The organism is Rhodococcus sp. T7, from assembly GCF_009872365.1.
GTDB lineage: Bacteria > Actinomycetota > Actinomycetes > Mycobacteriales > Mycobacteriaceae > Rhodococcus_F.
Genome location: NZ_WXYH01000209.1, coordinates 45,865 through 69,371 on the forward strand (window position 1 = coordinate 45,865; position 23,507 = coordinate 69,371).

The 23,507-nt window shown below is 65.6% G+C and carries 23 protein-coding genes and 1 pseudogene; 11 read left to right on the plus strand and 13 right to left on the minus strand.

Annotated elements, in window-relative coordinates; translation table 11 throughout:
- Positions 1-28 precede the first annotated feature (28 nt).
- From MLGJGCBP_RS19715 to dnaA, 7 genes and pseudogenes are all read right to left on the minus strand, one after another.
- On the minus strand, positions 29-1,147 hold the full coding sequence (locus MLGJGCBP_RS19715; RefSeq protein WP_160097655.1) for a PDR/VanB family oxidoreductase: 1,119 nt from the start codon (positions 1,145-1,147) through the stop codon (positions 29-31).
- A complete protein-coding gene (locus MLGJGCBP_RS19720) occupies positions 1,144-2,052 on the minus strand; it encodes a metal-dependent hydrolase (protein WP_160097656.1) in 909 nt (302 codons plus the stop codon). Before MLGJGCBP_RS19720 ends, MLGJGCBP_RS19715 begins: the two co-directional genes overlap by 4 nt.
- Positions 2,053-2,177: 125 nt before the next feature.
- Positions 2,178-2,741 carry a DUF721 family protein gene (locus MLGJGCBP_RS19725; protein ID WP_160097657.1) on the minus strand — a complete coding sequence of 188 codons (564 nt, stop codon included), beginning with the start codon at positions 2,739-2,741 and terminating at the stop codon, positions 2,178-2,180.
- The gene (recF, locus tag MLGJGCBP_RS19730) at positions 2,731-3,963 is read right to left on the minus strand and encodes a DNA replication/repair protein RecF (protein ID WP_160097658.1); all 1,233 of its coding nucleotides are present in this window, start codon (positions 3,961-3,963) and stop codon (positions 2,731-2,733) included. The genes MLGJGCBP_RS19725 and recF overlap by 11 nt, the downstream gene beginning before the upstream one ends.
- A pseudogene (gene gnd, locus MLGJGCBP_RS19735) lies at positions 3,964-4,896 on the minus strand (phosphogluconate dehydrogenase (NAD(+)-dependent, decarboxylating)); the annotation flags it as partial.
- A gap of 40 nt (positions 4,897-4,936) precedes the next feature.
- Entirely contained in the window at positions 4,937-6,121 is a 1,185-nt protein-coding gene (gene dnaN, locus MLGJGCBP_RS19740) for a DNA polymerase III subunit beta (protein ID WP_087554935.1), read from the minus strand.
- Positions 6,122-6,781: 660 nt separating this feature from the next.
- On the minus strand, positions 6,782-8,368 hold the full coding sequence (gene dnaA, locus MLGJGCBP_RS19745; RefSeq protein ID WP_087554934.1) for a chromosomal replication initiator protein DnaA: 1,587 nt from the start codon (positions 8,366-8,368) through the stop codon (positions 6,782-6,784).
- Positions 8,369-9,106: 738 nt separating this feature from the next.
- Between dnaA and rpmH the strand changes: the two genes are divergently transcribed.
- The 6 genes from rpmH (at position 9,107) to MLGJGCBP_RS19775 (ending at position 13,302) form a co-directional block, all read left to right on the plus strand.
- A complete protein-coding gene (gene rpmH / locus MLGJGCBP_RS19750) occupies positions 9,107-9,250 on the plus strand; it encodes a 50S ribosomal protein L34 (RefSeq protein ID WP_005263481.1) in 144 nt (47 codons plus the stop codon).
- A 27-nt stretch (positions 9,251-9,277) separates the two neighbouring features.
- The gene (gene rnpA / locus MLGJGCBP_RS19755; protein WP_087554933.1) at positions 9,278-9,655 is read left to right on the plus strand and encodes a ribonuclease P protein component; all 378 of its coding nucleotides are present in this window, start codon (positions 9,278-9,280) and stop codon (positions 9,653-9,655) included.
- Positions 9,652-10,017: a membrane protein insertion efficiency factor YidD gene (yidD, locus tag MLGJGCBP_RS19760; protein WP_160097659.1), complete on the plus strand. Its 366-nt coding sequence runs from the start codon at positions 9,652-9,654 to the stop codon at positions 10,015-10,017. The genes rnpA and yidD overlap by 4 nt, the downstream gene beginning before the upstream one ends.
- Before the next feature lie 4 nt (positions 10,018-10,021).
- The gene (gene yidC, locus MLGJGCBP_RS19765; protein WP_087554931.1) at positions 10,022-11,125 is read left to right on the plus strand and encodes a membrane protein insertase YidC; all 1,104 of its coding nucleotides are present in this window, start codon (positions 10,022-10,024) and stop codon (positions 11,123-11,125) included.
- Between the two features lie 19 nt (positions 11,126-11,144).
- Positions 11,145-11,699 (plus strand): Jag family protein, encoded by a 555-nt coding sequence (locus MLGJGCBP_RS19770; RefSeq protein WP_037234922.1) that lies wholly within the window; start codon positions 11,145-11,147, stop codon positions 11,697-11,699.
- 1,198 nt (positions 11,700-12,897) lie between these two features.
- Positions 12,898-13,302 (plus strand): YybH family protein, encoded by a 405-nt coding sequence (locus MLGJGCBP_RS19775; protein ID WP_160097677.1) that lies wholly within the window; start codon positions 12,898-12,900, stop codon positions 13,300-13,302.
- 368 nt (positions 13,303-13,670) lie between these two features.
- Here the strand turns inward: MLGJGCBP_RS19775 and MLGJGCBP_RS19780 are convergent, their stop codons facing one another.
- On the minus strand, positions 13,671-13,937 hold the full coding sequence (locus MLGJGCBP_RS19780) for a hypothetical protein (protein ID WP_160097660.1): 267 nt from the start codon (positions 13,935-13,937) through the stop codon (positions 13,671-13,673).
- 162 nt (positions 13,938-14,099) lie between these two features.
- Between MLGJGCBP_RS19780 and rsmG the strand changes: the two genes are divergently transcribed.
- The 4 genes from rsmG to MLGJGCBP_RS19800 all read left to right on the plus strand — a co-directional run bounded on the left by rsmG (position 14,100) and on the right by MLGJGCBP_RS19800 (position 17,813).
- The gene (gene rsmG, locus MLGJGCBP_RS19785; RefSeq protein ID WP_012690670.1) at positions 14,100-14,783 is read left to right on the plus strand and encodes a 16S rRNA (guanine(527)-N(7))-methyltransferase RsmG; all 684 of its coding nucleotides are present in this window, start codon (positions 14,100-14,102) and stop codon (positions 14,781-14,783) included.
- A gap of 69 nt (positions 14,784-14,852) precedes the next feature.
- Complete coding sequence (locus tag MLGJGCBP_RS19790) at positions 14,853-15,866, plus strand: ParA family protein (RefSeq protein ID WP_087554928.1); 1,014 nt, start codon at positions 14,853-14,855, stop codon at positions 15,864-15,866.
- Positions 15,863-16,957: a ParB/RepB/Spo0J family partition protein gene (locus MLGJGCBP_RS19795; RefSeq protein WP_160097661.1), complete on the plus strand. Its 1,095-nt coding sequence runs from the start codon at positions 15,863-15,865 to the stop codon at positions 16,955-16,957. The genes MLGJGCBP_RS19790 and MLGJGCBP_RS19795 overlap by 4 nt, the downstream gene beginning before the upstream one ends.
- Before the next feature lie 157 nt (positions 16,958-17,114).
- On the plus strand, positions 17,115-17,813 hold the full coding sequence (locus MLGJGCBP_RS19800; RefSeq protein WP_160097662.1) for a GNAT family N-acetyltransferase: 699 nt from the start codon (positions 17,115-17,117) through the stop codon (positions 17,811-17,813).
- 16 nt (positions 17,814-17,829) lie between these two features.
- On the opposite strand, the gene MLGJGCBP_RS19805 is transcribed toward MLGJGCBP_RS19800, so the two are convergent.
- The 5 genes from MLGJGCBP_RS19805 to MLGJGCBP_RS19825 all read right to left on the minus strand — a co-directional run bounded on the left by MLGJGCBP_RS19805 (position 17,830) and on the right by MLGJGCBP_RS19825 (position 22,847).
- Complete coding sequence (locus tag MLGJGCBP_RS19805; RefSeq protein ID WP_160097663.1) at positions 17,830-19,029, minus strand: N-acetylmuramoyl-L-alanine amidase; 1,200 nt, start codon at positions 19,027-19,029, stop codon at positions 17,830-17,832.
- A 163-nt stretch (positions 19,030-19,192) separates the two neighbouring features.
- On the minus strand, positions 19,193-19,516 hold the full coding sequence (gene trxA / locus MLGJGCBP_RS19810; protein ID WP_005249122.1) for a thioredoxin: 324 nt from the start codon (positions 19,514-19,516) through the stop codon (positions 19,193-19,195).
- Positions 19,517-19,560: 44 nt separating this feature from the next.
- Positions 19,561-20,544 carry a thioredoxin-disulfide reductase gene (gene trxB, locus MLGJGCBP_RS19815; RefSeq protein WP_087554923.1) on the minus strand — a complete coding sequence of 328 codons (984 nt, stop codon included), beginning with the start codon at positions 20,542-20,544 and terminating at the stop codon, positions 19,561-19,563.
- Positions 20,545-20,655: 111 nt separating this feature from the next.
- Positions 20,656-21,843, minus strand: coding sequence for a 4,4'-dithiodibutanoate disulfide reductase (gene nox, locus MLGJGCBP_RS19820; protein ID WP_160097664.1), 1,188 nt, complete (start codon positions 21,841-21,843; stop codon positions 20,656-20,658).
- 32 nt (positions 21,844-21,875) lie between these two features.
- Complete coding sequence (locus MLGJGCBP_RS19825; protein WP_160097665.1) at positions 21,876-22,847, minus strand: NAD-dependent epimerase/dehydratase family protein; 972 nt, start codon at positions 22,845-22,847, stop codon at positions 21,876-21,878.
- An 89-nt stretch (positions 22,848-22,936) separates the two neighbouring features.
- On the opposite strand from MLGJGCBP_RS19825, the gene MLGJGCBP_RS19830 reads away from it, so the two are divergent.
- On the plus strand, positions 22,937-23,506 hold the full coding sequence (locus MLGJGCBP_RS19830) for a TetR/AcrR family transcriptional regulator (RefSeq protein WP_160097666.1): 570 nt from the start codon (positions 22,937-22,939) through the stop codon (positions 23,504-23,506).
- Position 23,507 lies beyond the last annotated feature (1 nt).

A 23,507-nucleotide genomic window follows, 5' to 3' on the forward strand; every position in this document is an offset into this window, starting at 1 on the left:
TCGTCGTTCGGGTTCGGGAAGTTGTGGGTTACAGGTCGAGGACGAGACGGCCGCTGTCGGCGCGGGACACGCAGATCAGCATCTCGCTCTCCTGCTCGGTGTCGGTGAGCCGGGTCTCGCGGTGGTCCGGGGTGCCGGACAGCACCTTGACCCTGCACGTCCCGCAGAAGCCCTGCTGGCACGAATACCCGACTCCGGGCATCGTCTTCTTGATGACCGTGAGCGCGGATTCGTCGGCGGGCACCGTGAGTACTTCACCGGTGCTGACGAGCTGCACCTCGAATTCGGTTCCGCCCAGGACCGGCGGCGCCCCGAATCGCTCGAAATGCAATGCGGTGGCCGGGCTTCCGGGAAAGGCGCGGCGTACCGACTCGAGCATCGGGGTCGGCCCGCAGCAGTACACGGCGCCGCCGGGCGCGGCACGCCCCAGCAACTCCTCGGCGGTCGGCAGGCCGAACTCGTCGTCGGGACGGATGAAAACCCGTGACCGATCAAATGTTTCGATCTCGTCGAGGAACGGCATCGACTGCCGCGACCGGCCCGAATACACGAACTGCCAGTCCATCCCGAGTTCACGCGCGGCGCGCACCATCGCCAGGATCGGCGTGATGCCGATACCACCGGCGACGAAGAGGGCACTCCCCTCGCCCACGAAAGGAAATCCGTTGCGGGGACCGCGAACCGTCACCGACGCCCCCGGCTCGAGGGCGTGCATCTCGAGGGATCCGCCACCGCCGTCGGGGATCCGCCGGACGGCGACGCTGTAGCCCGTGCGGTCGGACGGGTCGCCGCACAGCGAGTACTGGCGTCGCAGCCCGGACGGCAGGTGGAAGTCGAGGTGCGAACCCGGCTGCCACGCAGGAAGTTCCGCGCCGTCCTCGGCCTCGAACCGCAATTGCACGACGTTGTCGTCCAATGCGACGACGTCCCGCTGGGAGACAACCACTGTCATCGCCACGTCAGGGTTGTGACCGGCCACGCCGGGGTCGTACTCGTACGCGGTGAGAACGCGGAGATACTTGGCGGCCATCGCCTCGGTGAGGCGCATGGCGCGGTCGGGGCGCGGACGGCCCTTGATGTCCGGCGGCGCGTCGTAGCGGGGCAGCCCCTGCCCGGCGAGTACCTCCCGAACCTGGGACAGCTTCATCGCTCGGCCGCCTGAGCCGCCGGCGAGGATGCCAGGTACTTCACGGCCTGCGCCGTCGAACCCTCGTTGCTCGGGTGGTACGCACGCGTGAAATACGTGGACATCCGCTTCCCGAGTTCCCATGCTGTGGGGAGGGTGCCGCGCTTGCCCGCCCCGAAGAAATCGGTCAGGTGCGGCTTGCGGCGGTGCGCTGACCACTGCGCGAGCTCCGGATCGTTCCGCATGAGGAATCGGGTGCCACGCACCCACAGCCACACGATGACCGGGGTCACGATCAGCTGGGTGCGGATCCGCCGGGACTCCCGCTTGTCGAAGTACCGCATCACGTCGTACGCCACCGACCGGTGCTCGACCTCCTCGGCGCCGTGCCAGCGCAGCAGGTCGAGCATCGTCGGATGCATTCCCACCCGGTCGAGGCCGTCGGCGTTGAGGACCCAGTCGCCGAGGAACGCGGTGATGTGTTCGATGGCGGCGATGACCGCCAGCCGCTCGATCAGGTAGTTCTTTTCACGCAGCCCGGTCAGCGGTCGCGGTCCGAGGATCTTGGAGAAGGTCCATTCCATCTGCTCGGTGAAGGGCGTCGGATCGAGACCCTTCTCCTTCAGGTGCACCAGCACGCCGGTGTGCGCGTTGGCGTGCATCGCTTCCTGGCCGATGAATCCGACGACGTCGTCGCGAAGCTGCTCGTCCTCGATCAGCGGCAGGGCCTCTTTGAACGTCTCGACGAACCACTCCTCGCCCGCGGGCAGAAGGAGGTGCAGGACGTTGAGGACGTGCGTGCTGAACGGGTCGCCCGGGATCCAGTGCATCGGGAGATTCGACCAGTCGAACTCCACGTTCCTGGCCTGCAACAGGATGTGGTCCGGTTCGGGGATCGTGGTCCGGGGTGCAGTCGGGGCGGACATCTCATTACTCCTTCGTGCCGGCGGCTGCGCCACGACGAAGGCTTGTGGCACAGTTCACTCGATGACTTGGAGTAACTGTAACACTGGGTAATAGACAAAACTAGGGACCGAACGCCCGCTCCGGCCTACCCGTAGGTGTCCCGCGGGCCGCGCCCCCGGATGTGCCGATCGCCTTTTCGCCAGCTCGGCGCGGTCGGACCGGTGATCCGGAGCGACTTCACGACGCCGTCGCCGACGGCCGCGGCGATCTTCGCGAGAATCTGCGACTGCATCATCCGGAGCTGGGTCGCCCAGGCCGTCGACTCCGCGGAGACGCTCAGAATCCCGTCCCGCAGCCCGGTCGGCTCGGCGTGCGCGGCGATATCCTCACCGACCACCTGCGCCCACCGTCCGAGGACCGTCCCCTCGGACACCTTGGGAGACCAGCCGCGTTGTTTCGCGAGCGCACTGGTCAGCGCACCGAACGGCTGGGGATCGCGGTCGTCGGGCCCCGGACCGGACCAGCCTCGCCGGCGCCGGGCGCGCAACGCCCGCACACCGGTCCCGGACCGGCGACCCTGCCCGACGGATTTTCCACTCGCCTTCGCAGCGGCCCGCGCCTCCTCGAGAGCACGCCGCGCGAGATCGATTCCCTTCACCTCCGGTTCGGGAGCCGCCGCGGACGCGGTGGGTTCGGCATCATCCGTCACGGCGGTCCTCCGTCTCTTCCAGGATGTGTGAAATACGTCCTCGATCGGTGTCGCGGGCCTCCACGCCGAATCGGACGGCGTCGAGTTCCTCTGGTACATCTTCCGGCACGGCGGCCGTGATCAGCACCTGTTCGGCGTCCAACGCCACCTTGGCGAGGGCGCTGCGTCGCTTGCGGTCGAGTTCGGCGAACACGTCGTCGAGCATGAGGACCGGATCGCTGCCGTCCGACCGCAGCAGGGCGAATCCCGCGAGGCGCAGCGACAAGGCGAACGACCACGACTCGCCGTGACTCGCGAACCCCTTCGCCGGGGTGTCGCCGAGTTGCAGTTCGAGATCGTCACGATGCGGTCCGACGAGGCACACACCCCGCTCGATCTCCTTCGAGCGCATCACGGACAGCTCCTGGAGGAACCGCTCCTCGAGGAACGCGATGTCGCCCGCCTCGGGTACTCGCGCCGGCTCGGTGAACTCCGGCGGCAGCGAGGACCCCAGACTGGAGCGGTAGCGGATGCTCGCGGGCCTCGACTCGGGCGCCAGCGACTGGTACGACTCGGCCAGGTGCGGCGCGAGATCGTGGACGAGGTGCAGCCGCCCGGCCAGCAGTTCCGCGCCGTGCGCGGCGAGATGTCCGTCCCAGACCTCCAGTGTGGCAAGGGCACTCGCGCCGTCCTCGCTCGGCTGACCGCTGCCGCGCGAAGACCGCCGCAACGCGCCGCCCGCGGTCTTGAGCAACGCCGACCGCTGTCGCAGCACCCGTTCGTAGTCGGCGCGGACCGCCGCCATCCGGGGGATCCGGGACGTGAGGAGTTCGTCGAGGTACCGCCGTCGATCCCCCGGGTCCCCGCGGACCAGCGACAGATCCTCCGGCGCGAACAGCACCGTCTGCAGAATTCCGAGAATCTCCCGCGGCCGCCGGGTGGGCGACTGGTTGATCCGCGCCCGGTTGGACTTGCCCTCGTTCAACTCGAGATCGACCGTCAGTTCCCGGCCGGCGTTGACGACGGTGGCCCCCGCGAACGCCTGAGCCGTGCCCGTCCGGATCAGCGGGGCGTCCGAACTGACCCGATGCGACGAGAGCGTCGACAGGTAGCCGAGCGCCTCGAGCACATTCGTCTTGCCGTGCCCGTTGGGTCCGACGAAAACGGTGCAGCCCGGACGCAGGGCGAGACCGAGAGCGTCCCAGGAACGGAAATCTCTGAGCGAGAGTGCGCGAACGAACACCTACGTTCCAGAACCGGCTTCTGCCTCGCCTGCCGCCTTCTTCACGGCGTGACCACCGAACTGGTTGCGCAGCGCCGAGACGGCCTTCATCGCGGGGGAATCGTCCTGACGGGACGCGAACCGCGCGAACAGCGCGGCCGAGATCACCGGCGCGGGCACAGCGTGGTCGATCGCCTCCAGTACGGTCCAGCGGCCCTCACCGGAATCGTCTGTGTAACCGGAGATCTCGGCGAAATCGGGATCCTCACCCAGCGCCTTGACGAGCAGTTCCAGCAGCCACGACCGGACGACGGTGCCGTTGGTCCACGCGCGCAGCACACCGTGGACGTCGGTGACGAGGTCTTCGGCCTCGAGCAGTTCGTAGCCCTCGGCGTACGCCTGCATCAGTCCGTACTCGATGCCGTTGTGGATCATCTTCGCGTAGTGGCCTGCGCCGATCGGACCTGCGTGCACGAAGCCGTCCGCACGCTCACCCTCGGGGCGGAGTGCGTCGAAGATCGGCAGCGCCCGCTCGATGTCCGCATCCGACCCGCCGGCCATCAGCCCGTAGCCGTTCTCGAGTCCCCAGACCCCGCCGGACACACCGCAGTCGAGGTAGCCGATGCCGTGGGAACCGAGCAGCTCACCGTGAATCTTGTCGTCGGTGTATCTCGAGTTGCCGCCGTCGATCACCAGGTCGCCGCTCTCGAGCACCGACGCCAGCCCGGTCACTGTGTCCTGGGTGATCTTCCCTGCCGGAACCATCACCCACACGACGCGCGGAGGCTCGAGTCGCTGGGCGAGTTCCTCCAGCGACGCCACATCCGTGACCTCGGGGCGGGGGTCGTAGCCGACCACCTCGTGCCCGTGCGCGCGCAACCGCTCGCGCATGTTGAATCCCATTTTTCCGAGCCCGACCAACCCGATCTGCATCGTGATCTCCGTCCACTCGTGAGATTTCTTTCGGCAGTACTGGTTTCGCTTCCGCGAATCGTCAGCCCGGCAGACGCACCGGCATCAGCAGGTACGTGTACGCGCTCTCCGGCGCCGCGAAGTTGCCGGAATCGTCGGGCTCGATCTCGTCCTCGGTGGCCGGACGCAGCACCGCGGGGCGGCTGGGGGTCGTGAAACCGAACAGCACCTGCTCGCTGTGCAGCGACGACAGCCCGTCGATCAGGTAGCCGGGGTTGAAGGCGATCGTGAGCGGCTCACCCTGGAAGACGGCATTCAAGCCTTCCTCGGCGCGACCGGCATCGTCGCCACCGGCGGAGAGCAGCAGGCCCTCGGTCGAGAACTGCAGACGGACCTGCGCACCGCGCTCGGCGACGAGGGCGACACGCTTGATGGCCTCGACGAGCGGGGCGATCTCCACGGTGGCCAGCGCCGTGTGCTCGGACGGCAGCAGCTGCCGGAACTTCGGGAACTCGGCGTCCAGCAGGCGAGTGGTGGTGCGACGGCCGTCGTGGACGATGCCGAGAAGGCCGTCGTTTCCGACCGCGGAGCCCGAACCGAGAGCCAGCTCGACCGGTGAAGTGGCATCTCCCGCAAGGGTTTTCGCCGACTCGGAGAGCGTCTTCGCGGGGATGAGGACGGCCGCGGTGGTGTCCGGGTTCGCCGGCGACCACTCGAGTTCGCGAACCGCGAGACGGAACCGGTCGGTGGCCGCGAGCACGATCGCGTTGCGTTCGATCTCGACCCGGATGCCGGTGAGCATCGGCAGGGTGTCGTCCTTGCCCGCCGCGACAGCCACCTGACTGATCGCCTCGGAGAACAGGTCCGCGGGAATCGAGCCGGTCTGCTGCGGCAACTGCGGAAGCTGGGGATAGTCCTCGACCGGCATCGTGGGCAGGGAGAACTTGGCACTTCCGCAGGTGATCAGCACGCGGGTGCCCTCGAGTGTCACGTCGACGGGCTTGTTGGGGAGCGACTTCGTGATGTCGGCGAGAAGCTTGCCCGAGACCAGGACCTGACCGACGCTACCGACCTCGGCCCCGACCCTGACCTGGGCCGACACCTCGTAGTCGAATCCGGAAACCGTCAACCCTTGCTCGGTCGCGTCCAGGAGTACTCCGCCGAGGACGGGCACAGGAGGCCGCGACGGCAGACTGCGAGCGACCCATGCCACTGAATCAGCGAATTCTTCCCGGGAGACACGAAACTTCAGGCTTCCAAGCTCCATCGCCGGGTTGTTCCTCTCGGTAGGCACGGTTGTTCGCCACGGTCGGGCCGTGACCACAGCACTGCAGTCTTTCACAGAGCGGCGATGCATAACCGTATGCCCTCGAGGACGAACTTGAAAGCGGAACGCGTCCGTCCTCGAGTCTCCGACGGAGGCCTGTGAACGGACGCGATCCCCAACCCTGTTTTCAAAGAGGTTTTTAGAAGAATTAATGAGAAGTACTATTAGGTCCTGTGGAATCTGTGGACGAACAGCTGTAGACGCTGGTCCCTCCGCTTACTCGTATGGGGAATTCTCGAGGACAAACTCGAGGACCGATTCGACACCCGTGTGGACTACTCGAGGTTGTTCAAAGTTCTGCACGTTCTGTCCACAGAGATTCCACCTCATCCCCACATTTATCCACAGGTGTGCATGCTTTATCGCAGGTCCCGGCGTCGGCGTGTTGCCCCGGTGTGTCGCGCCGACGGGGGTTCGCGCGGGCCTCGAGTAGGCCCTCGAGCGGTACCTCGAGGACCCGCTCGAGCTCACCCTCGAGGACCGGCTCGAGGAGCCCCTCGAGTTGTTCGAGGCGGCGGAGCCGGGCCACAACTCCCGCGATACGACCTGTGCCCCCGGTAGCCGAGCTACCAGGGGCACAGGAGAGGCAGAGGCGGGTGACTACCTCTTGGAACGCTGCTTGATCCGGGCGGTGAGCTCCTGGACCTGGTCGTAAACCTTCCGCCGCTCCGTCATCTCCTTGCGAATCTTCTTGTCCGCGTACATGACGGTGGTGTGGTCGCGGCCGAACGTCTGCCCGATCTTGGGCAGCGACAGATCGGTCAGCTCACGGCACAGGTACATGGAGATCTGGCGGGCGGACGCCAGCGGACGCGCCTTGCCGGGCCCGCACAGGTCGTCGATCGACATGTTGAAGTACTCCGCGGTGACCGCCATGATCGTCGCCGCATTGATCTCGAGACTCGACGAATCCGGCATCAGGTCCCGCAGCACCACCTCGGCGAGCGTGAGGTCCAGGGGTTGCCTGTTCAGGGACGCGAACGCCGTCACCCGGATGAGGGCACCCTCGAGCTCCCGGATGTTGCGTTCGATCCGGGAGGCGATCAACTCGAGGACGTCGTCGGGCACCTCGAGCCGGTCCATTCGGGCCTTCTTGCTGAGGATCGCGATGCGGGTCTCGAGTTCGGGGGGCTGAACGTCGGTGATCAGGCCCCATTCGAACCGGGTGCGCAGGCGTTCCTCGAGTGTCGCCAGTTGCTTCGGCGGCCGGTCGGAGGAGACGACGATCTGCTTGTTCGCGTTGTGCAGGGTGTTGAAGGTGTGGAAGAACTCCTCCTGGATACCTTCCTTGCCCTCGATGAACTGGATGTCGTCCACCAGCAGCACGTCGGTCTCGCGGTAGCGACGCTTGAACGCCACCTTGCGGTCGTCACGGAGGCTGTTGATGAAGTCGTTGGTGAATTCCTCGGTGGAGACGTACTTCACGCGCATCCCCGGGAACAGCCGCTGGGCGTAGTGGCCGGCGGCGTGCAACAGGTGCGTCTTGCCGAGTCCGGACGCGCCCCAGATGAACAACGGGTTGTATGCGCGCGCCGGGGCCTCGGCGATGGCGACCGCCGCGGCGTGGGCGAACCGGTTGGACGAGCCGATCACGAACGTGTCGAACGTGTACTTCGCGTTGAGGCTGTTCCCGCCCGTCGCCGCAGGTGTGGGGCCTGCGGGCGGCTTCGTGAAGTACGACGGCCAGGATTCGTGGACGCTGGCGAGGGCCTCGCTGTCGTCGTCCACCTCCTCGAAGTCCGTGGTGTCGGAGTAGGGCTGGTCTTCACCGGAGCCGAAGCGGCGCCTGCGGAACGTACCGGAACTGGTGACGGAAGACTCGAGGTGGCGGGGGGTGTGCACAGGTTCCGGCTCGGGCCTGCGCTCCCGGCTCGGGGCCTCGGATTCGGGTTCGTCGTCGACCGGGGCGGCGATGCGCACACCGAGGCCCTCGACCTGCTCACCGAGGTGCCGGCCGAGCGCGTGGAGGATCGGCTCACGCAGATCCCGTTCGATCGCTTCCTGCGCGAAGGGCGACGGAACGGACAGGAGCGCGAAGCCCTGTGCGAGTGTCAGCGGTTTGACGAGCGCCAACCACGCCTTCTGTCCCCTCGTCAACGGCGGCAGATCGCCGCCGGGCGAATCGGATGTGAGGTCGGCGACGACGTCGATCCAGATCCGTGCGAGCGCATTCGGATCGTCGTTCACGTGGTTCCTCCCCAGTGTGTTCGCGGACTCGGCGCGTGCGGTGCCGAGTCCAGTGTCGGTGCCGTCGTCGAGGCGGAAATGGGAGCTTCCCCGACCTGAGGATGGACCCCGTACGGACCTACGAATATGCCATCTGAACTGTGTTTCCACACAATTATCCACAGATGTGGACAAACCGCAGACGCCGTTTGTTTGGGCGTTGTGGCGCGGCGAGGAGTCCAGATTGAGCGCGCTGACCTGCGCTTATGCATACGAAATCTGGAAGAGCGGGTGCGGGGACCCGAGAAGTGAAGGGCGTCAGGAACCCTCGGGATGATCCGAAACGGGACACCATCTGTGCCCTGTGGATGAATTGTGGTGAATGTGCAGATGAGAACGGTGAAGTCGAGAGCTGGGCACTCGATCAGGGTTCATCGGCGAGACCATGCATCGACGCTAGCAACAGTGTCGGCAACCTCACAGCGGTTTGGCACATTGGAAGTTGGGGTGCAAGCATTTGTCAATCCTCGGCGTGTCGGTCAGTCGATTCGCGGGGGAATCGCAGGTGAGCGAGTTTGACCTGACCGGGAGTGGTAAGTACTCTCGAACAGTCACCCTGTGGTGAGGTGGCGGTTTCGTGCTGGCTCGAGTCCAGTTTCGGAGTCGTTCCATCCTCACCTGTGGATGAACACCTGAGTTTTCGCCAATGTTAGATCCATGACGCCGGGAGGCGTCGATGAACTTCGAGGAGTGTTGACCGTGGCCAAGGGCAAGCGGACGTTCCAGCCGAACAACCGACGCCGCGCGCGCGTTCACGGCTTCCGTCTTCGTATGCGGACCCGTGCGGGTCGTGCAATCGTTTCGGCGCGTCGCCGTAAGGGCCGCGAATCCCTCACCGCCTGATCCCGACACTGGGTTCGGGAGCTCGGGGTGTTGCCTGAGCCGCACCGATTGCGTCGTCATTCAGATTTTTCGTTGACTGTGCGACGTGGTCGTCGGATGGGTAGACGCGATCTGGTTGTGCACGCTTTCGACCGTGCGCAGGCAGATGAGCTGGTGAGTAGCGGCGGTCCGCGATTCGGACTGGTTGTGAGTAAGGCTGTCGGGCCGGCGGTGATTCGACATCGAGTCGCACGCCGGCTTCGTCATATCTGCATCGACCTCGTGGACGTGGTTCCACAGGGAACCGATGTGGTGATTCGCGCTCTTCCGGGAGCTGCGACTGCAAGTAGCCGGGACCTGGAGAAGCAACTCCGTGCAGGTCTCCTTCGATTGGACCTTCTTGCGCCCGTGAGTAACTCCACATGAAAAGCGCACTCCACGAGTCGCGCGCCGACACGGCCGAGGGAACCTCCTCGGCCTCTTCCGCGTGGCAGTCGGTCCGTGCGTTACCGGCACGCACTCTCATATTCTTCATCGAGCTCTACCGGACGTATGTGTCGCCCCTGCGGTTGCCGACCTGCCGGTTCATGCCGACCTGTAGCGAGTACGCGGTGGAATCCCTGCGTACCCACGGGGCGATCAAAGGCCTTCTTTTGACGGTGGTTCGGTTGGCGAAGTGTGCCCCCTGGCACCCTGGAGGGTGGGACCCGGTCCCTGCCCGTCACGACCGTCATGCGGGTAGCCGTCGTTGCTGTCCGGCGAACGTGGACGAACAGAGGAGTACATAGAGCCGTGCTCGACTTCATTTACTATCCGGTGTCCGGGATCCTGTGGGTCTGGCACAAGGTTTTCGGTGCCATTCCCTTCCTGGGTCCGGACAGCGGCATCACGTGGGCGCTCTCCGTGGTGTTCCTCGTGTTCACGCTGCGTGCCGTGCTGTACAAGCCGTTCGTCAAGCAGGTCCGCACGACGCGCCAGATGCAGGAACTTCAGCCGCAGATCAAGGCTCTGCAGAAGAAGTACTCGGGTGACCGCCAGCGCCAGGCCACCGAGATGCAGAAGCTCCAGAAGGAGCACGGGTTCAACCCGATCATGGGCTGCCTCCCGGTTCTCGCGCAGGCGCCGGTCTTCATCGGCCTGTTTCACGTGCTTCGCTCGTTCAACCGCACCGGCACCGGTATCGGTCAGCTCGGCATGTCGGTCGAGGCCAACGCGAACACCCCGAACTACTTCTTCAGCGTCGAGGACGTGCAGTCCTTCCTGAGTGCCCGCCTGTTCGGTGCCCCCATCTCGGCGTGGATCACGATGCCGAAGGCGCAGCTCGACGCGTTCGCCGCATACGGTCCCATTCCCACCGTGTTGAACATCGCGGTTGTCGCGGTCCCGCTGATGGTCATCGCCAGCATCGCAACGCACTTCAACTCGCGTGCCTCCGTCGGGCGCCAGAGCCCCGAGGCCGCCGCGAACCCCCAGTCGGCGATCATGAACAAGCTCGCGCTGTGGGTCTTCCCGCTCGGTGTGCTCGTCGGTGGTCCGTTCCTCCCCATCGCGATCCTCCTGTACTGGGTGAGTAACAACATCTGGACGTACGGGCAGCAGCACATCGTCTTCCGTCGCATCGACGCGGAAGAGGAAGAGAAGAAGCAGGCTGCCATCGCACGCCGCGCGGACAACGCTCCGAAGCCCGGCGCACGGCCCGATCTCACCAAGAAAAAGAAGAAGTCCGCGACCGCAACGGACGGTTCTCTCTCCGACAACGAACCGGAGATCGTCGAGGGCGTCATCGAAAGCGACGTCTCCGATCAACCGAGTGGTGACGGATCGGCGTCGAAGCCGAAGCCCGGTGCCCGCCCCCAGTCCAACCGCGGAAAGTCCCCCAAGCGCAAGCGGCGCTGATTCAGAAAAGAGAACGAGCATGGCTAGTGAGCCTGACATCGCAGTGGACGGAGATGAGACAGACGTGACTGCACCGACGCAGAACCCGGACACCGAGGTGGATTCCGATTCTGACGACTACTTGATCGAGGAAGGGGAAATCGCCGGCGACTACCTGGAGCAGCTGCTCGACGTACTCGACTTCGACGGCGACATCGACCTGGACGTCGAGGGCGACCGCGCTGTTGTCAGCATCGACGGTGGAGACGATCTCACCAAGTTGGTCGGGCGCAAGGGTGAGGTGCTGGACGCACTTCAGGAGTTGACTCGCCTCGCCGTGCAGCAGGCGACGGGCGAACGCAGTCGACTGATGCTGGACATCGCCGGATGGCGTGCCGGCCGTCGCGCCGAACTGACCGAGCTGGGTTCCTCGGCAGCACGTCGCGTCCTCGAGAGCGGCGAACGCGAGGAGCTTGCTCCGATGACGCCGTTCGAGCGCAAGATCGTTCACGACGCGGTCGCGAAGGTCGACGGCGTATCGAGCGAGAGCGAAGGCGCCGAGCCGTCACGTCGCGTGGTCGTCATCAAGGACTGATCCACACACGCACCACCTAGGCGGGGCTCCTGGATTCACCTCCGGAGCCCCGCCTTTTTCTATGCGTATGTCGCGGGAGTCGATGTCTCGGTTAGTCACTTTGGCGTCGTTTCGTTTCACGTGAAACACAGACCCCTCCCCTCCCCCACCAGGGGTCCGTGCCCGGCCACCGTCGCGCAGCAGATGTAGACGCGGTGGCACCCGAGAACTGAACGTCGTGTGGCATGCGGACTCGAGTATCGGTCGCACGCCCACATTCGGATCCGCATCGTCGACCCTGTTGCCGAACACTCACTTGCAGCGGCCTACGGCTCGTTCGAGTTGATGATCGACCCGGTGCATTCCTCGCGGCTCGAGACGAATCGAAAAGGCGGATTCGCTGCCTCCGCCTCAAACGTGTCGGCGACCCGTGATCTCGAGTTCGATCTCCCGCGCGCTGATCCCGACTCGAGTAGGTCGGGGGGGCGACGGGATGTCATGTGCGAATGGTCGGGCCGAGACTGCGCACCGGCGGACCGGGTCGAGATCGACTGGCACGTGATGCTTGCACTGCCGCCGGTGCCGCCGATCGCGGGACGACGCTGCTTGCCCGCAGTCACTACGCCCCGTCTCGAGTCCCACGACGATTAGGTGCACCCGTCGGTGATCGACCGGCGGATTCGCAGTCACGGCCGTGGCTGGGGTGCGGGTCGGCTGCACCGGCACCCTCGTCGCGGCAGAGGAGGTCGGTCGCCTTGTCCACCACGTCGTCGTTATTTCCCTCGAAGGCGATAGCTACCGCCTCAAGAGTTGCGACTCTGGCCGTGTGGTGGACTCGGCAGACATGTCACCGCGGAGGCGGCGGTCGCGAGCGGTATCCCGCCGACGATCATCCCGACAGGAGACAGAATCGGATCGCGGCCTCGACCGCCAGGTGGGTCTTCCGGTGCGGGGCAGTCAGTGAAGCAGCGCATTGTCTTTCGCGGGTCCCGAGACCGCGCGGCCCTGGCAAGTACTCGAGCCCCGCTCGAGTCCGCGGGCGTCGCCAAAAGTTTGAACTCCTCGAAAGGAAATACGGGCCGGACGTCGCGCCGGCGGACATGCTCTGCGCCGGGTGTCTACCCGACGGGTGCACCGAGTTTGGCGATGAGTTTCGACGCGTTCCGAAGTCCACACCATCCAAGGGGCTGAACCGGGGCCCGTCGAGTGGATGGAGTGACTGATGAGCGAGGACGAACAACAGATCCGGAATCTGATCGACCGCTGGGCCGAGGCCGTGCACAGTGGTGACATGGCTGGGGTTCTCGCGGACCACTCCGACGACATCGTGATGTTCGACGTGCCACCACCCTACGAAGGTGCTCGCGGGATTGATGAGTATCGCGAGACATGGCCACCATTCTTCGAGTGGCAGTCGAGTGGTGCCAGGTTCGAGTTGGTGTCATTGGATGTGACCGCGGGCGAGGATGTTGCATTCGCTCACGCGCTCCTCCGGTGCGGAACGGAAATGGAACTCGCCGACAATCCGGAGAACCGCCTTCGGCTCACCTTCGGGTTGCGGAAGGAGAATGGTCGTTGGCTCGTCGCTCATGAGCATCATTCCTTCCCCGACACCAGTGTCTGACGGACGGCCGATGCGGGTCGGCGATGGTCATCTTTTCGGACTTTTCGGACGAATTTTGGTTGTAGTTTCACCCACCTAACCACACCTGGGAGTTTCGTCACTGTGATGATTGTAAAATCGGGAATCATCGGTGCGACAGGGTGAGTCCGGTGGAAGCGTTGGTGGCAGTCGGAAACAGTATTCGCGCGACGCCTGTTCCACGTGAAACACCGCCCCGATGTTGCACGTGAAACTGCTCGCGACTCAACCGGGTCCTGTGAACCTCTTGTCGTCGAAGGCGAGGCGCGGCGGGACGGGTAGGCATGAGTCCGACGTGTCGCGCGTGTAGCGCCGCGATCTTGTCGCGTCAGGATCGACTGGCTCGTCCGCTATCTGGATGTCATCTCCGTCGCGGCGACAGTGCGAGGGGGCATCGACTTCCCGGCGGCTGCGCGCTCGCCCGGCGGTTCCACGTGAAACATCCCGTGGGCGACGTGGATGCGATGTCCGCGTGTCCCGTCCCATCCGGTCATTGCGAACACGTCACCGGTGAACGCGATCGACGTGGGAACCGCACAGAGGGCCGAGTGTTCGACGACGATCGTCTGTTCTTCGCCGTCCCGCCCGATCGTGGAGTCGACGGGACGGGAGGTCAAGGCCGGGTCGCCTGCGGAACGCCCAACCCCTCCCCTCCCCCACCGGAAGGGGTGCGGCTCGACACTGTCCGGCGTTGCGCGTTCGAGTTGAGGGACATAGTCGCGGGCGAGGGCGGATAATGGAGAGGCTGTGTTTGTTGATTTCGCGTCATTCGCGGGAGGATGTTTCACGTGGAACCGAATGCTGGAGAGCCGGCCGAATGGGACGAACAAGCGGCGGCACGCCAGGTGTTCGGTGAACGATTCGATATTGCGGAGCGCTACTACAAGTCGTTGGCGACCGACGGTGTCGAGCGGGGGTTGATCGGGCCGCGGGAGGTTCCCCGACTCTGGGAGCGTCACCTTCTCAACTGTGCCGTCGTCGGTGAGTTGATCGCTGAGGGTGAGTCGGTCGTCGACGTCGGAAGCGGTGCCGGGTTGCCCGGCATCCCCCTCGCGATCGCCAGGCCCGATCTCCGTATCACGTTGGTCGAGCCCCTGCTGCGCCGGTCGGTGTATCTCGCGGAGTTCGTCGAGTCGAACGGTCTGGACGTGCTCGTCGTCCGGGGGCGTGCCGAGGAGTCCGGCGTGGTGAAGGAAGCAGGCGGCGCGGACGTCGTCACTTCCCGGGCGGTGGCCCCGTTGGAGAAATTGGCCAAGTGGTCGCTGCCGCTTATCCACGAGCATGGGAGAATGCTCGCATTGAAAGGTTCGAGCGCCGCCGAAGAGATTTCCCGTGATCGCGCTTCCCTGACTCGGTTGGGTGCTGGCAAGCTGGATATCGTGGAATGCGGGGTGGGCCTGCTTCCTGTCCCCACCGTTGTCGTTCGGGCAGAACGTTTACCGAAACGCCGTCAGCGTCGATGACGATGAGCACGGTGGACGAGGGAGTGAGTATGTCGAGTAACGAGCGATTCCCAATTGAAGGAGTAGTCAATGTCGGGTGGGCCTGAATCCGCCGTTTCACGTGAAACAGTTTCACGTGAAACCGACCATCAATCCGACCAGGCGACGAGCTCCGGGAACGGAGACGACGGATTCACGGCCCCCTACAACGGAATCTCCGTCGAGGAGACTCCGATCGGTGCCGCCGCGCACCGCGCGAGCCAGGTGCTGCACCCGCACTCGGTATCTCTTCCGAAGCCACCCGAACGGCGAATCCTCACCATCGCGAATCAGAAGGGCGGCGTCGGCAAGACGACGAGTGCCGTCAACCTCGCGTCCGCTCTGGCGGTTCAGGGACTGACCGTTCTGGTGATCGACCTCGACCCTCAGGGCAACGCCAGCACCGCGTTGGGCGTCGCCCACCACTCCGGCGTGCCGTCCAGCTACGAGCTCCTCCTAGGTGAGGTGACGGCCGCGGAAGCGATCCAGAAGAGCCCGCACAACGACCGGCTGTTCTGCATTCCGGCCACGATCGACCTTGCCGGCGCCGAGATCGAACTGGTCTCCATGGTCGCCCGCGAGGGCCGGCTGAAGGGTGCGCTGTCCGAGAAGGCGCTCGGCGAGGTGGATGCCGACTTCATTCTGATCGACTGCCCGCCGTCGCTCGGACTGCTCACGGTGAACGCCATGGTCGCCGCCAAGGAGGTTCTGATCCCGATCCAGTGCGAGTACTACGCACTCGAGGGCGTGGGACAGCTGCTGCGGAATATCGAACTGGTGCAGGCGCATCTCAACCCCGACCTTCACGTGTCGACGGTCCTCCTCACGATGTACGACGGGCGCACCAAGTTGGCGGACCAGGTGGCCGAGGAGGTTCGCAATCACTTCGGGGACGCGGTCCTCCGCGCTGTCATTCCGCGCAGCGTGAAGGTGTCCGAAGCTCCCGGGTACGGGATGACCGTGCTCGATTACGACCCCGGTTCACGGGGGGCCATGAGTTACCTCGATGCGGGACGTGAACTCGCAGCACGCACCGCGCACATCACGAAGCAGGAGCAGCGATGAGTCAGACGCGTAAGGGTGGACTTGGCCGTGGACTGGCTGCGCTCATTCCTACCGGACCGACCACGACCGGCCCGGGGTTGGGGAATGCCGCCGCCGACGTCGTGATCGGGACGGACCGGCGTAGCGTCCTCACCGCTCCAGCGCCGAACTCGTCGGACTCTGCGACCGACGAGAAGACCGCTCCCGCGTCCAAGGGGAACAAGTCCAAGGGAAACAACGCAGGGAGCAACGGGGCCGACGGCGCATCCGGCAACGGTGCCCAACCCCTCCCCTCCCCCACCGGAGCGGTGTACCGGGAAATCGCTCCCGACCTGATCGTGCGGAACCCGAAGCAGCCGCGTCAGGTGTTCGACGACGACGCTCTCGCCGAACTCGTCCACTCGATCCGCGAGTTCGGGCTGATGCAGCCGATCGTGGTGCGCCCGCTCGAGGACGGCAAGTTCCAACTCGTCATGGGCGAGCGTCGGTGGCGTGCCAGCCAGGAAGCCGAGTTGGAGACGATCCCGGCCATCGTCCGTGAGACCGGCGACGACGCCATGCTCCGCGACGCACTGCTGGAGAACATCCACCGCGTCCAGCTGAACCCCCTCGAAGAGGCTGCGGCATACCAGCAGTTGCTCGAAGAGTTCGAGGTGACTCACGAGGAACTGGCGGCGAAGATCGGCCGCTCGCGTCCCGTCGTCACGAACATGATCCGACTATTGAAGTTGCCGATCCCCGTGCAACGACGCGTCGCGGCAGGTGTGCTGTCCGCCGGTCACGCGCGCGCCCTGCTGTCCCTGGAGGCGGGCGCCGACGCGCAGGAAGTGATGGCGGCGCGGATCGTCGCGGAGGGCATGTCGGTTCGCGCGACGGAGGAGGCGGTGACGCTCGCCAACCGCAACGACGACCAGGCGCAGCCCGCCCAGCGGCGCAAGCCGATCCAGATGCCGGGACTGCAGGACGTCGCCGAGCGGTTGTCCGATTCGTTCGACACGAGGGTCACGGTCAGCCTCGGCAAGCGCAAGGGGAAGATTGTGGTCGAGTTCGGTTCGGTGGACGATCTTCAGAGGATCGTTGGGATGATGGAGGCACAGAAGGCCGATTCGTGAGCGCCTGAGAGAGGCAGAAGTACCCGCGGATGATCCGTCACTGTGACAGCGGCCGCCGGCGGACCGAATCCGGCAGAACTATCGGGGGCGAAACACATTGAATACCAGAGGATGTCGAATGATCTGCGGTAGTGACATATGGAGGCTGAGCTAGCCAGTGTCGACTCACGTCACATCGCTCACTCTCGACGGCTTGGACAAACTCTCCGCCCATGCCCGTCGCTGTGTCTTCTGGGAGATGGATCCGGCGGCGATCCACAGTTCGCGCGGATTCTGCGACCAGGACTTCGAGAAGGAAGCCTGGCTGTCGATGGTCATGCTCGAATGGGGATCGTGCGGTCAGGTTGCCGTCATGGACGGGAAGCCGGTCGGCAGCGCCCTCTACGCTCCCCCACGGACCGTGCCCCGCGCGCAGCTACTCCCGACCGCCCCGGTCGGTGCCGACGCCGTCCTCCTCACGAGTCTCCGGCTCGAACCGGCCGGCGAAGAACAGAACCTCGGGACCACGTTGATCCAGGCCGTCGTGGCCGATCTGGTGCGCCGCGGTGTTCGCGCGCTCGAGGCGTTCGGGATCCGCAATACCGAGGGAACCGGGCCGGTCGACACAACGGGACTGGCCTCCGCCACCGCGGCCCGCGAGTGCTCCCCCGAGGAGTGCATGATCCCGGCGGACTTCCTCGAGGACAACGGTTTCGAAATCGTCGCGCCTCATCACCGGTTCCCGCGACTGCGACTCGAATTGAACCGAGACCACGGATGGAAGGAAGACGTGGAGGCTGCGCTGGAGCGTCTCATCCACTCCGCATCTGTGAGCCTGGTCGACATCGGTGAGCGGACACCCGTCGGAGCGCACTGAGCGCTCGGGCGGGAGATTAGAAGCGTTCGGAGGAAGACAGCTCTTCGGCGAGCAACTCTGCGAACGTGAACGTTCCGGTCGGCTGATCGTCCTGACCGAGCAGGTACAGACGCTTCACGGAAATCAGGATCGCCTCGGCGATGGCGTCGCGCGCCCGCGGGTTGGAGAGAACCGTGGCGTCCAATTCGTTGGTGAGGTACCCGAGGTCGATCTGCACGGTCGGCATGTTGGTCAGACGCAGCAGATCCCAGGTGCGGCCGTGGGTGCGGCAGTCCTGCAACGGCGTCCGCGCCACGATCTCCCGCTGGATGAACCCGGTGAGAACCTGACCGATCATCGACGTCGAACCGTGCGAGTTGCCGAAGTGGAAGCTGGCGACACCGTTCGCGGACGGGCTGGTGTTGCTGTCGCAACGCAGCGAGATCATCAGGTCGGCATCGAAGGCGTTCGACGTGGATGCGCGTTCGACGTCAGTCGGGTTCTCGTGGTGCGGGCGGGACAGGAACGTCTCCATCCCCGTGGCGGCCATGCGACCTTCGAGTCGGCTGGCGAGATCCCACAGGATGTCGGATTCCGAGATCGTGCCGTAGGGGGAACGGACGATGGTGCCGTAGGTGTTGCCGCCGAGGCCCGGATCGATGACGATTCGCTTGCCGCTCAGCTGCGGTCCGGAGCTACGGACCATTTCCTCTTCGCTCATCGCGTGCGGCGACCCACCGGTGACGCGGGTGCCGAGCAATTCGAGCGACCGCAGGGTGGCGGGACCACAGATGCCGTCGGCGACGATCCCGATCTCCCGCTGGAACGAGGACAGGGAGTCGTGGGTCTGCGGGCCGAAGAAGCCGTCGACGCGGCCGACGTAGAAACCGAGATCCTGCAGGCGGGTCTGCAGGGTGGCGACGTCGTCGCCGTAGAGCGGTGCGGACAGCTGGTAGATCAGCGTGCGCGCGCCCAGGCGGTACGACGCCTCTTTCATGGACCGGTAGGTGGCAGGACCCACGATTCCGTCGACGAGGAGCCCACGCTGCTGCTGGAAGGCCCGTACGGCGCTGTCCAGGTGATGATCGAACACGGCGTCGGGGGCGATCCAGTGAGATCCGTTGATGCCCTCACGCCGGGTGCCGGGCACACCGTTGTGCAGGAAACCGAGACCGGCCAGAGTGCCCCGAATCTCAGCGACGGCCGGACCATGGTCGCCGTGACGGAGTCGGTGCATGTTTCAGGGCCTCTCAGTCCGAATCAACGAGAAATACGAATCTCGGTACAAACAAAACGATCGATGTGCCCGGTCGGTCTAGCTGATGCGACTGGAGCACATCGATCGATTGTCTCAGAGATTCCCACAAAATCGGGAATCGCGCTGGGTGTTCGGGTGTCGATCAGAGAACGTCGGCGAGCTCTTTCAGCAGCGCAGCCTTGCCCTTGGTGCCGACGATCGTGTTGATCGGCTTGCCGTCCTTGAACAGGATCAGCGTGGGGATCGACATGACCTGGAAGTCGCGGGCAGCGCCCGGGTTGGCGTCGATGTCGAGCTTCGCGATGGTCAGCTTGTCGCTGTGCTCACCGGCGATCTCCTCCAGGACGGGGGCGATCATCTTGCAGGGGCCGCACCAGGTGGCCCAGAAGTCGACGAGGACGGGTTTGTCGCTGGAAATGACGTCCTGCTGGAACGAATCATCGGTGATGGTGACGGTATTCGACACGGGGATTCCCTTACTCGAGGTGGGTAGGTGTGTGGGTGGCCGGCTCAGGCGTCGACCGGTGAGCCGGCGGCGGCGACGGTGTTGGCGGTGATGTCGCCGCGCTCGGCCAGCCAGCGCTCGGCATCCATCGCCGCGGAGCATCCGGTGCCGGCAGCGGTGATCGCCTGCTGGTAGATGTGATCGACGAGGTCGCCTGCGGCGAAGACGCCGTCCACGGAGGTGGCGGTGGTCGGGTTCTGGACGATCACGTAGCCGGCCTCGTCGAGGTCGACCTGACCCTTGACCAGTTCGCTGCGCGGATCGTGACCGATGGCGACGAACATGCCGGTGACGTCCAGCGTGGACGTCTCACCGGTGACGGTGTCGCGGATCACGAGGCCGGTGACGCTGTTCTCCCCCAGCACCTCGACGGGCGCGGCGTTGGTCACGAACCGGATCTTCGCGTTCGCCTTGGCGCGCTCGAGCATGATGCGGGACGCGCGGAACTCCTCGCGGCGGTGCACGACGGTGACGCTGCGCGCGAAGCGGGTGAGGAAGGTGGCCTCCTCCATGGCGGAGTCGCCGCCGCCGACCACGACGATGTCCTGATCCTTGAAGAAGAATCCGTCGCACGTGGCGCAGGCGCTGACGCCGCGGCCGAGCAACTTCTCTTCCCCGGGAATCCCCAGGTAGCGGGCTGCGGCACCCATCGCCAGCACGACCGCGTGGGCCTGGTAGGTCTCGCCGTTCACGACGACCTTCTTGATCGGGCCGGTGAGGTCGAGTTCCTCGACGTCCTCGGTGCGGATGTCGGTGCCGAAGCGCTTGGCCTGCTCGCGCATCTGGTCCATCAGGTCGGGTCCCATGATTCCCTCGCGGAATCCGGGGAAGTTCTCGACCTCGGTGGTCGTCATGAGGGCGCCACCGAACTGGGTCCCCTCGAACTGCAGCGGCTCGAGTTCCGCGCGCGCCGCGTAGACGGCAGCGGTGTATCCGGCAGGTCCCGAACCAACGATGATGAGTTCATGAACCGTCGATGGAGTGGTCATGCGGGCCTTCCAGTAGTGAGGGGTGCTCAGTCGTATGGATCAACACAAGACTAAAGGGTGTTGTTCCCGGACTGCAGGTGATACCGGTCGCTCCCCTCGCAGGCCACGTGATCAGCGCAGAGTCTCCCGGATCACGCAGCGCGTGCCCGAGTAGATCGTGGGCATGCACTTGTTGCAGTGGATGCACAGTCCCTCGGCGACGTGCCGGTCGCGGAACTTGTTCACGAGGTCCGGGTCGCGGAGCAGGGCGCGGGCCATCGCGACGAACTCGAATCCTTCGCCGAGCGCGTTCTCGATGGTGTCGAGCCGATTGATTCCGCCGAGGAGGATGAGTGGCATCGACAGGGCGTCGCGGAACTGCCGGGCCATCGGCAGGAAGAAGGCCTCCTCGAACGGGTAGGTCGGAAAGATGCGCGGCCCGTACACCTTCAGTCCCCAGCCCACCAGTTTCGGCTGTGAGGCAACGAATTCCGCCATCGGAACCTCGCCGCGGAAGAAGTACATCCCGTTGAGCAGCGAGCTGCCGCCGGTGAGCTGCATCGCGTCGAGGTGCCCGTCGGCTTCGAGGAGCTGGGCGATGCGGAGACTGTCGTCGAGCCACAGCCCTTTCGGGACACCGTCCGTCATGTTGAATTTGGCGGTGACGGCCACCGAGTCGCCGACGGCGTGGCGCACTTGCTCGAGCACCCGGCGCGGGAACGCCGCCCGTCGCTCCAGGCTTCCCCCGTACTCGTCTTTGCGCCGGTTGAGGTTGGGGCTCATGAACGAGCTGAGCAGATAGTTGTGGCCGAGGTGGACCTCGATCGCGTCGAATCCGGCGTCGACGGCGTTGCGTGCCGTGTTCTCGAAGTCGCGGGTGACGTCGTCGAGTTCGTCCCGGGTGGCACCCTTCACGAGGCCCATCGCCGGCGGGCTGAGGCGAGTGGACGGCGCGAGGGTCTTGGTGCGGTTGGACAGCGTGTTCGCGACCAGACCGGCATGACCGATCTGGGCTGCGGCCAATCCCCCTTCGGCGTGGACGGCGTCGGTGAGCCGGCGCAGGTCGGGGACGCGGGCGCGGTCGAGCACCAGGGTGTTCGCGTGGACGCGTCCGCCGGGTGAGACGGCGCAGTACGCGACGGTCGTCAGTGCGGCGCCGCCGCGGGCGACCTCGGCGTGGAAGTCGACGAGCCGGTCGGTCACCCGGCCGCGCGGCATGACGCCTTCGAACGTGGCCGCCTTCACGATGCGGTTGCGCAGCGTCAGGGGGCCCAGGCGGGCCGGCTCCCAGATGCCGGGGTTTGGTGGTGGAACGGTCATGGTGGTCTGCCTTCGGGGGAAGTGATGGGTGTTCAGGCGAATGTCGCGGCCAGCGCCGCGCGGGCCGGTCGCCAGGTGAGTCCGAGTTCTTCGCGGGTTCTCGAGTCGTCCGTCGGGGTGGCCGAGGTGAGGAGCCAGGCCGCCTCGTAACCGAGCCCGGGGCTGAGGGGTGTGAGCCTGCCGATCACGTCGGCGATCCGCCCTATGGTGCGAAAGGCGCTGCCCGACAGCGGGATGCGTCGGATACGACGACCCGACGAGTGTTCGAGGACGTCGATGAGCTGATTGAACTCGACGAGTTCGCCGCCGCAGACGTACCGGCGTGGACCGCGGCCCGGGTGCATCGCGGCGGCGTGGACGGCCGCCACGTCCCGCACGTCGATCATCTGCATGCCGCCGTCGAGTCGAGGCGCCACCCCGCCGCCGACGATCGCGCCCCAACCTTGTTCGGTGACTCCCTTCGTGGTTCCGAGGCCGGGGCCGACGACGCTGGTCGGGTAGGTGATGACCACGGGGGCGCCCGCGTCCTGGAGCGCGCGGGCGATGCGGTCGGCGGCGGCCTTGGTGCGGCCGTAGGCGCTGCGGCCCGACGCCGTCGGGCTGTCCGGGCCGATGACGGCGTCGGGCGACGGAAACAGGGCGCTGAAACTCGCGACGTGGACGATCGGATCGAGTCCGAGGAAGGCCGCGCGGGTGAGGATCGCGGCGGTGGCCTGCGTATTGATCTCCCACATCAACTGTTCGCGGCGGTCGTCGGTGCCCACCACCCCGGCGGCGTGGAGGAGTGCGTCGCAGCCGTCGAGCAGGCGAGCCACCGTCTCGGCGTCGCGGATGTCGCCGACCACCGGTTCGATCCGTGCGGCGTCGGCGCCGGCCGCGGCGAGCAGGGCGTCGGGAGATTCGGTGGGGAGGACCAGCAGCCGGACCGTGTGCCCGTCGGCGAGCAGCGCCTGCGTGGTGTGGGCGCCGACGTAGCCGGTGCCGCCGGTGACCGCGATCTTCATGTATCCGCCTCGTTCGAATTACGGTGCCACTGGACTCGTAATTAGTACGATATAGCGCGGACGGCTCTTCTGTCCCACAATTCGAACCAATGAATGCAACCGGAACCGGCCGCCCCCGCGACCCTCGGATCGATACCGACGTCCTCGCGGTCACACGTGCGATGCTCGTGGAGTCGGGCTGGGAACAACTGAGCATGCGCGCCATCGCGACGCGGTCCGGCGTGAGCAGGGCGTCCATCACCAGGCGGTGGCCGTCGAAGGCGCACCTGGTTCTCGACGCCATCCTCGGCGCGACACCGGACCTGACGCCGTTCGAGGGCACCGATCGCGAGGGCTGGATCCGCTGGGTGGTGACCGGCAGCGCCGAACTGTTCTCACGACCGGAGGTGCGGGCGGCCACGCCGGGACTACTGGCCGCGATACGGGACCACGACGATCTCCGGACCGCGCTCTGGCGGGGATTCAGCGGGCCGAGTACTCAACTGTTCGGGGGCGCGGACTCCGGGGAGTCGAGCACCGCGACGGCCGTGCTGGTGCTCGCCGCAGGCGCGGCCCTGTTCACGAGCCTGATCGCGGTGGAGGACGACACTCCGGAACTGCGGGCGAAGATCCTCGAGTTGCTCATGCCGGTCGCCCGCTCGGAACCCGAAAAAGGCTGAG

Excerpts from the sequence above, each read along its gene's own strand:
- MLGJGCBP_RS19715 (WP_160097655.1), bottom strand. The coding sequence starts at position 1,147 with ATGAAGCTGTCCCAGGTTCGGGAGGTACTCGCCGGGCAGGGGCTGCCC.
- MLGJGCBP_RS19720 (WP_160097656.1), bottom strand. The coding sequence starts at position 2,052 with ATGTCCGCCCCGACTGCACCCCGGACCACGATCCCCGAACCGGACCAC.
- dnaN (WP_087554935.1), bottom strand. The coding sequence starts at position 6,121 with ATGGAGCTTGGAAGCCTGAAGTTTCGTGTCTCCCGGGAAGAATTCGCT.
- yidD (WP_160097659.1), top strand. The coding sequence starts at position 9,652 with ATGAAAAGCGCACTCCACGAGTCGCGCGCCGACACGGCCGAGGGAACC.
- MLGJGCBP_RS19770 (WP_037234922.1), top strand. The coding sequence starts at position 11,145 with ATGGCTAGTGAGCCTGACATCGCAGTGGACGGAGATGAGACAGACGTG.
- rsmG (WP_012690670.1), top strand. The coding sequence starts at position 14,100 with ATGTTTCACGTGGAACCGAATGCTGGAGAGCCGGCCGAATGGGACGAA.
- MLGJGCBP_RS19790 (WP_087554928.1), top strand. The coding sequence starts at position 14,853 with ATGTCGGGTGGGCCTGAATCCGCCGTTTCACGTGAAACAGTTTCACGT.
- MLGJGCBP_RS19795 (WP_160097661.1), top strand. The coding sequence starts at position 15,863 with ATGAGTCAGACGCGTAAGGGTGGACTTGGCCGTGGACTGGCTGCGCTC.
- MLGJGCBP_RS19805 (WP_160097663.1), bottom strand. The coding sequence starts at position 19,029 with ATGCACCGACTCCGTCACGGCGACCATGGTCCGGCCGTCGCTGAGATT.
- trxB (WP_087554923.1), bottom strand. The coding sequence starts at position 20,544 with ATGACCACTCCATCGACGGTTCATGAACTCATCATCGTTGGTTCGGGA.
- nox (WP_160097664.1), bottom strand. The coding sequence starts at position 21,843 with ATGACCGTTCCACCACCAAACCCCGGCATCTGGGAGCCGGCCCGCCTG.
- MLGJGCBP_RS19825 (WP_160097665.1), bottom strand. The coding sequence starts at position 22,847 with ATGAAGATCGCGGTCACCGGCGGCACCGGCTACGTCGGCGCCCACACC.
- MLGJGCBP_RS19830 (WP_160097666.1), top strand. The coding sequence starts at position 22,937 with ATGAATGCAACCGGAACCGGCCGCCCCCGCGACCCTCGGATCGATACC.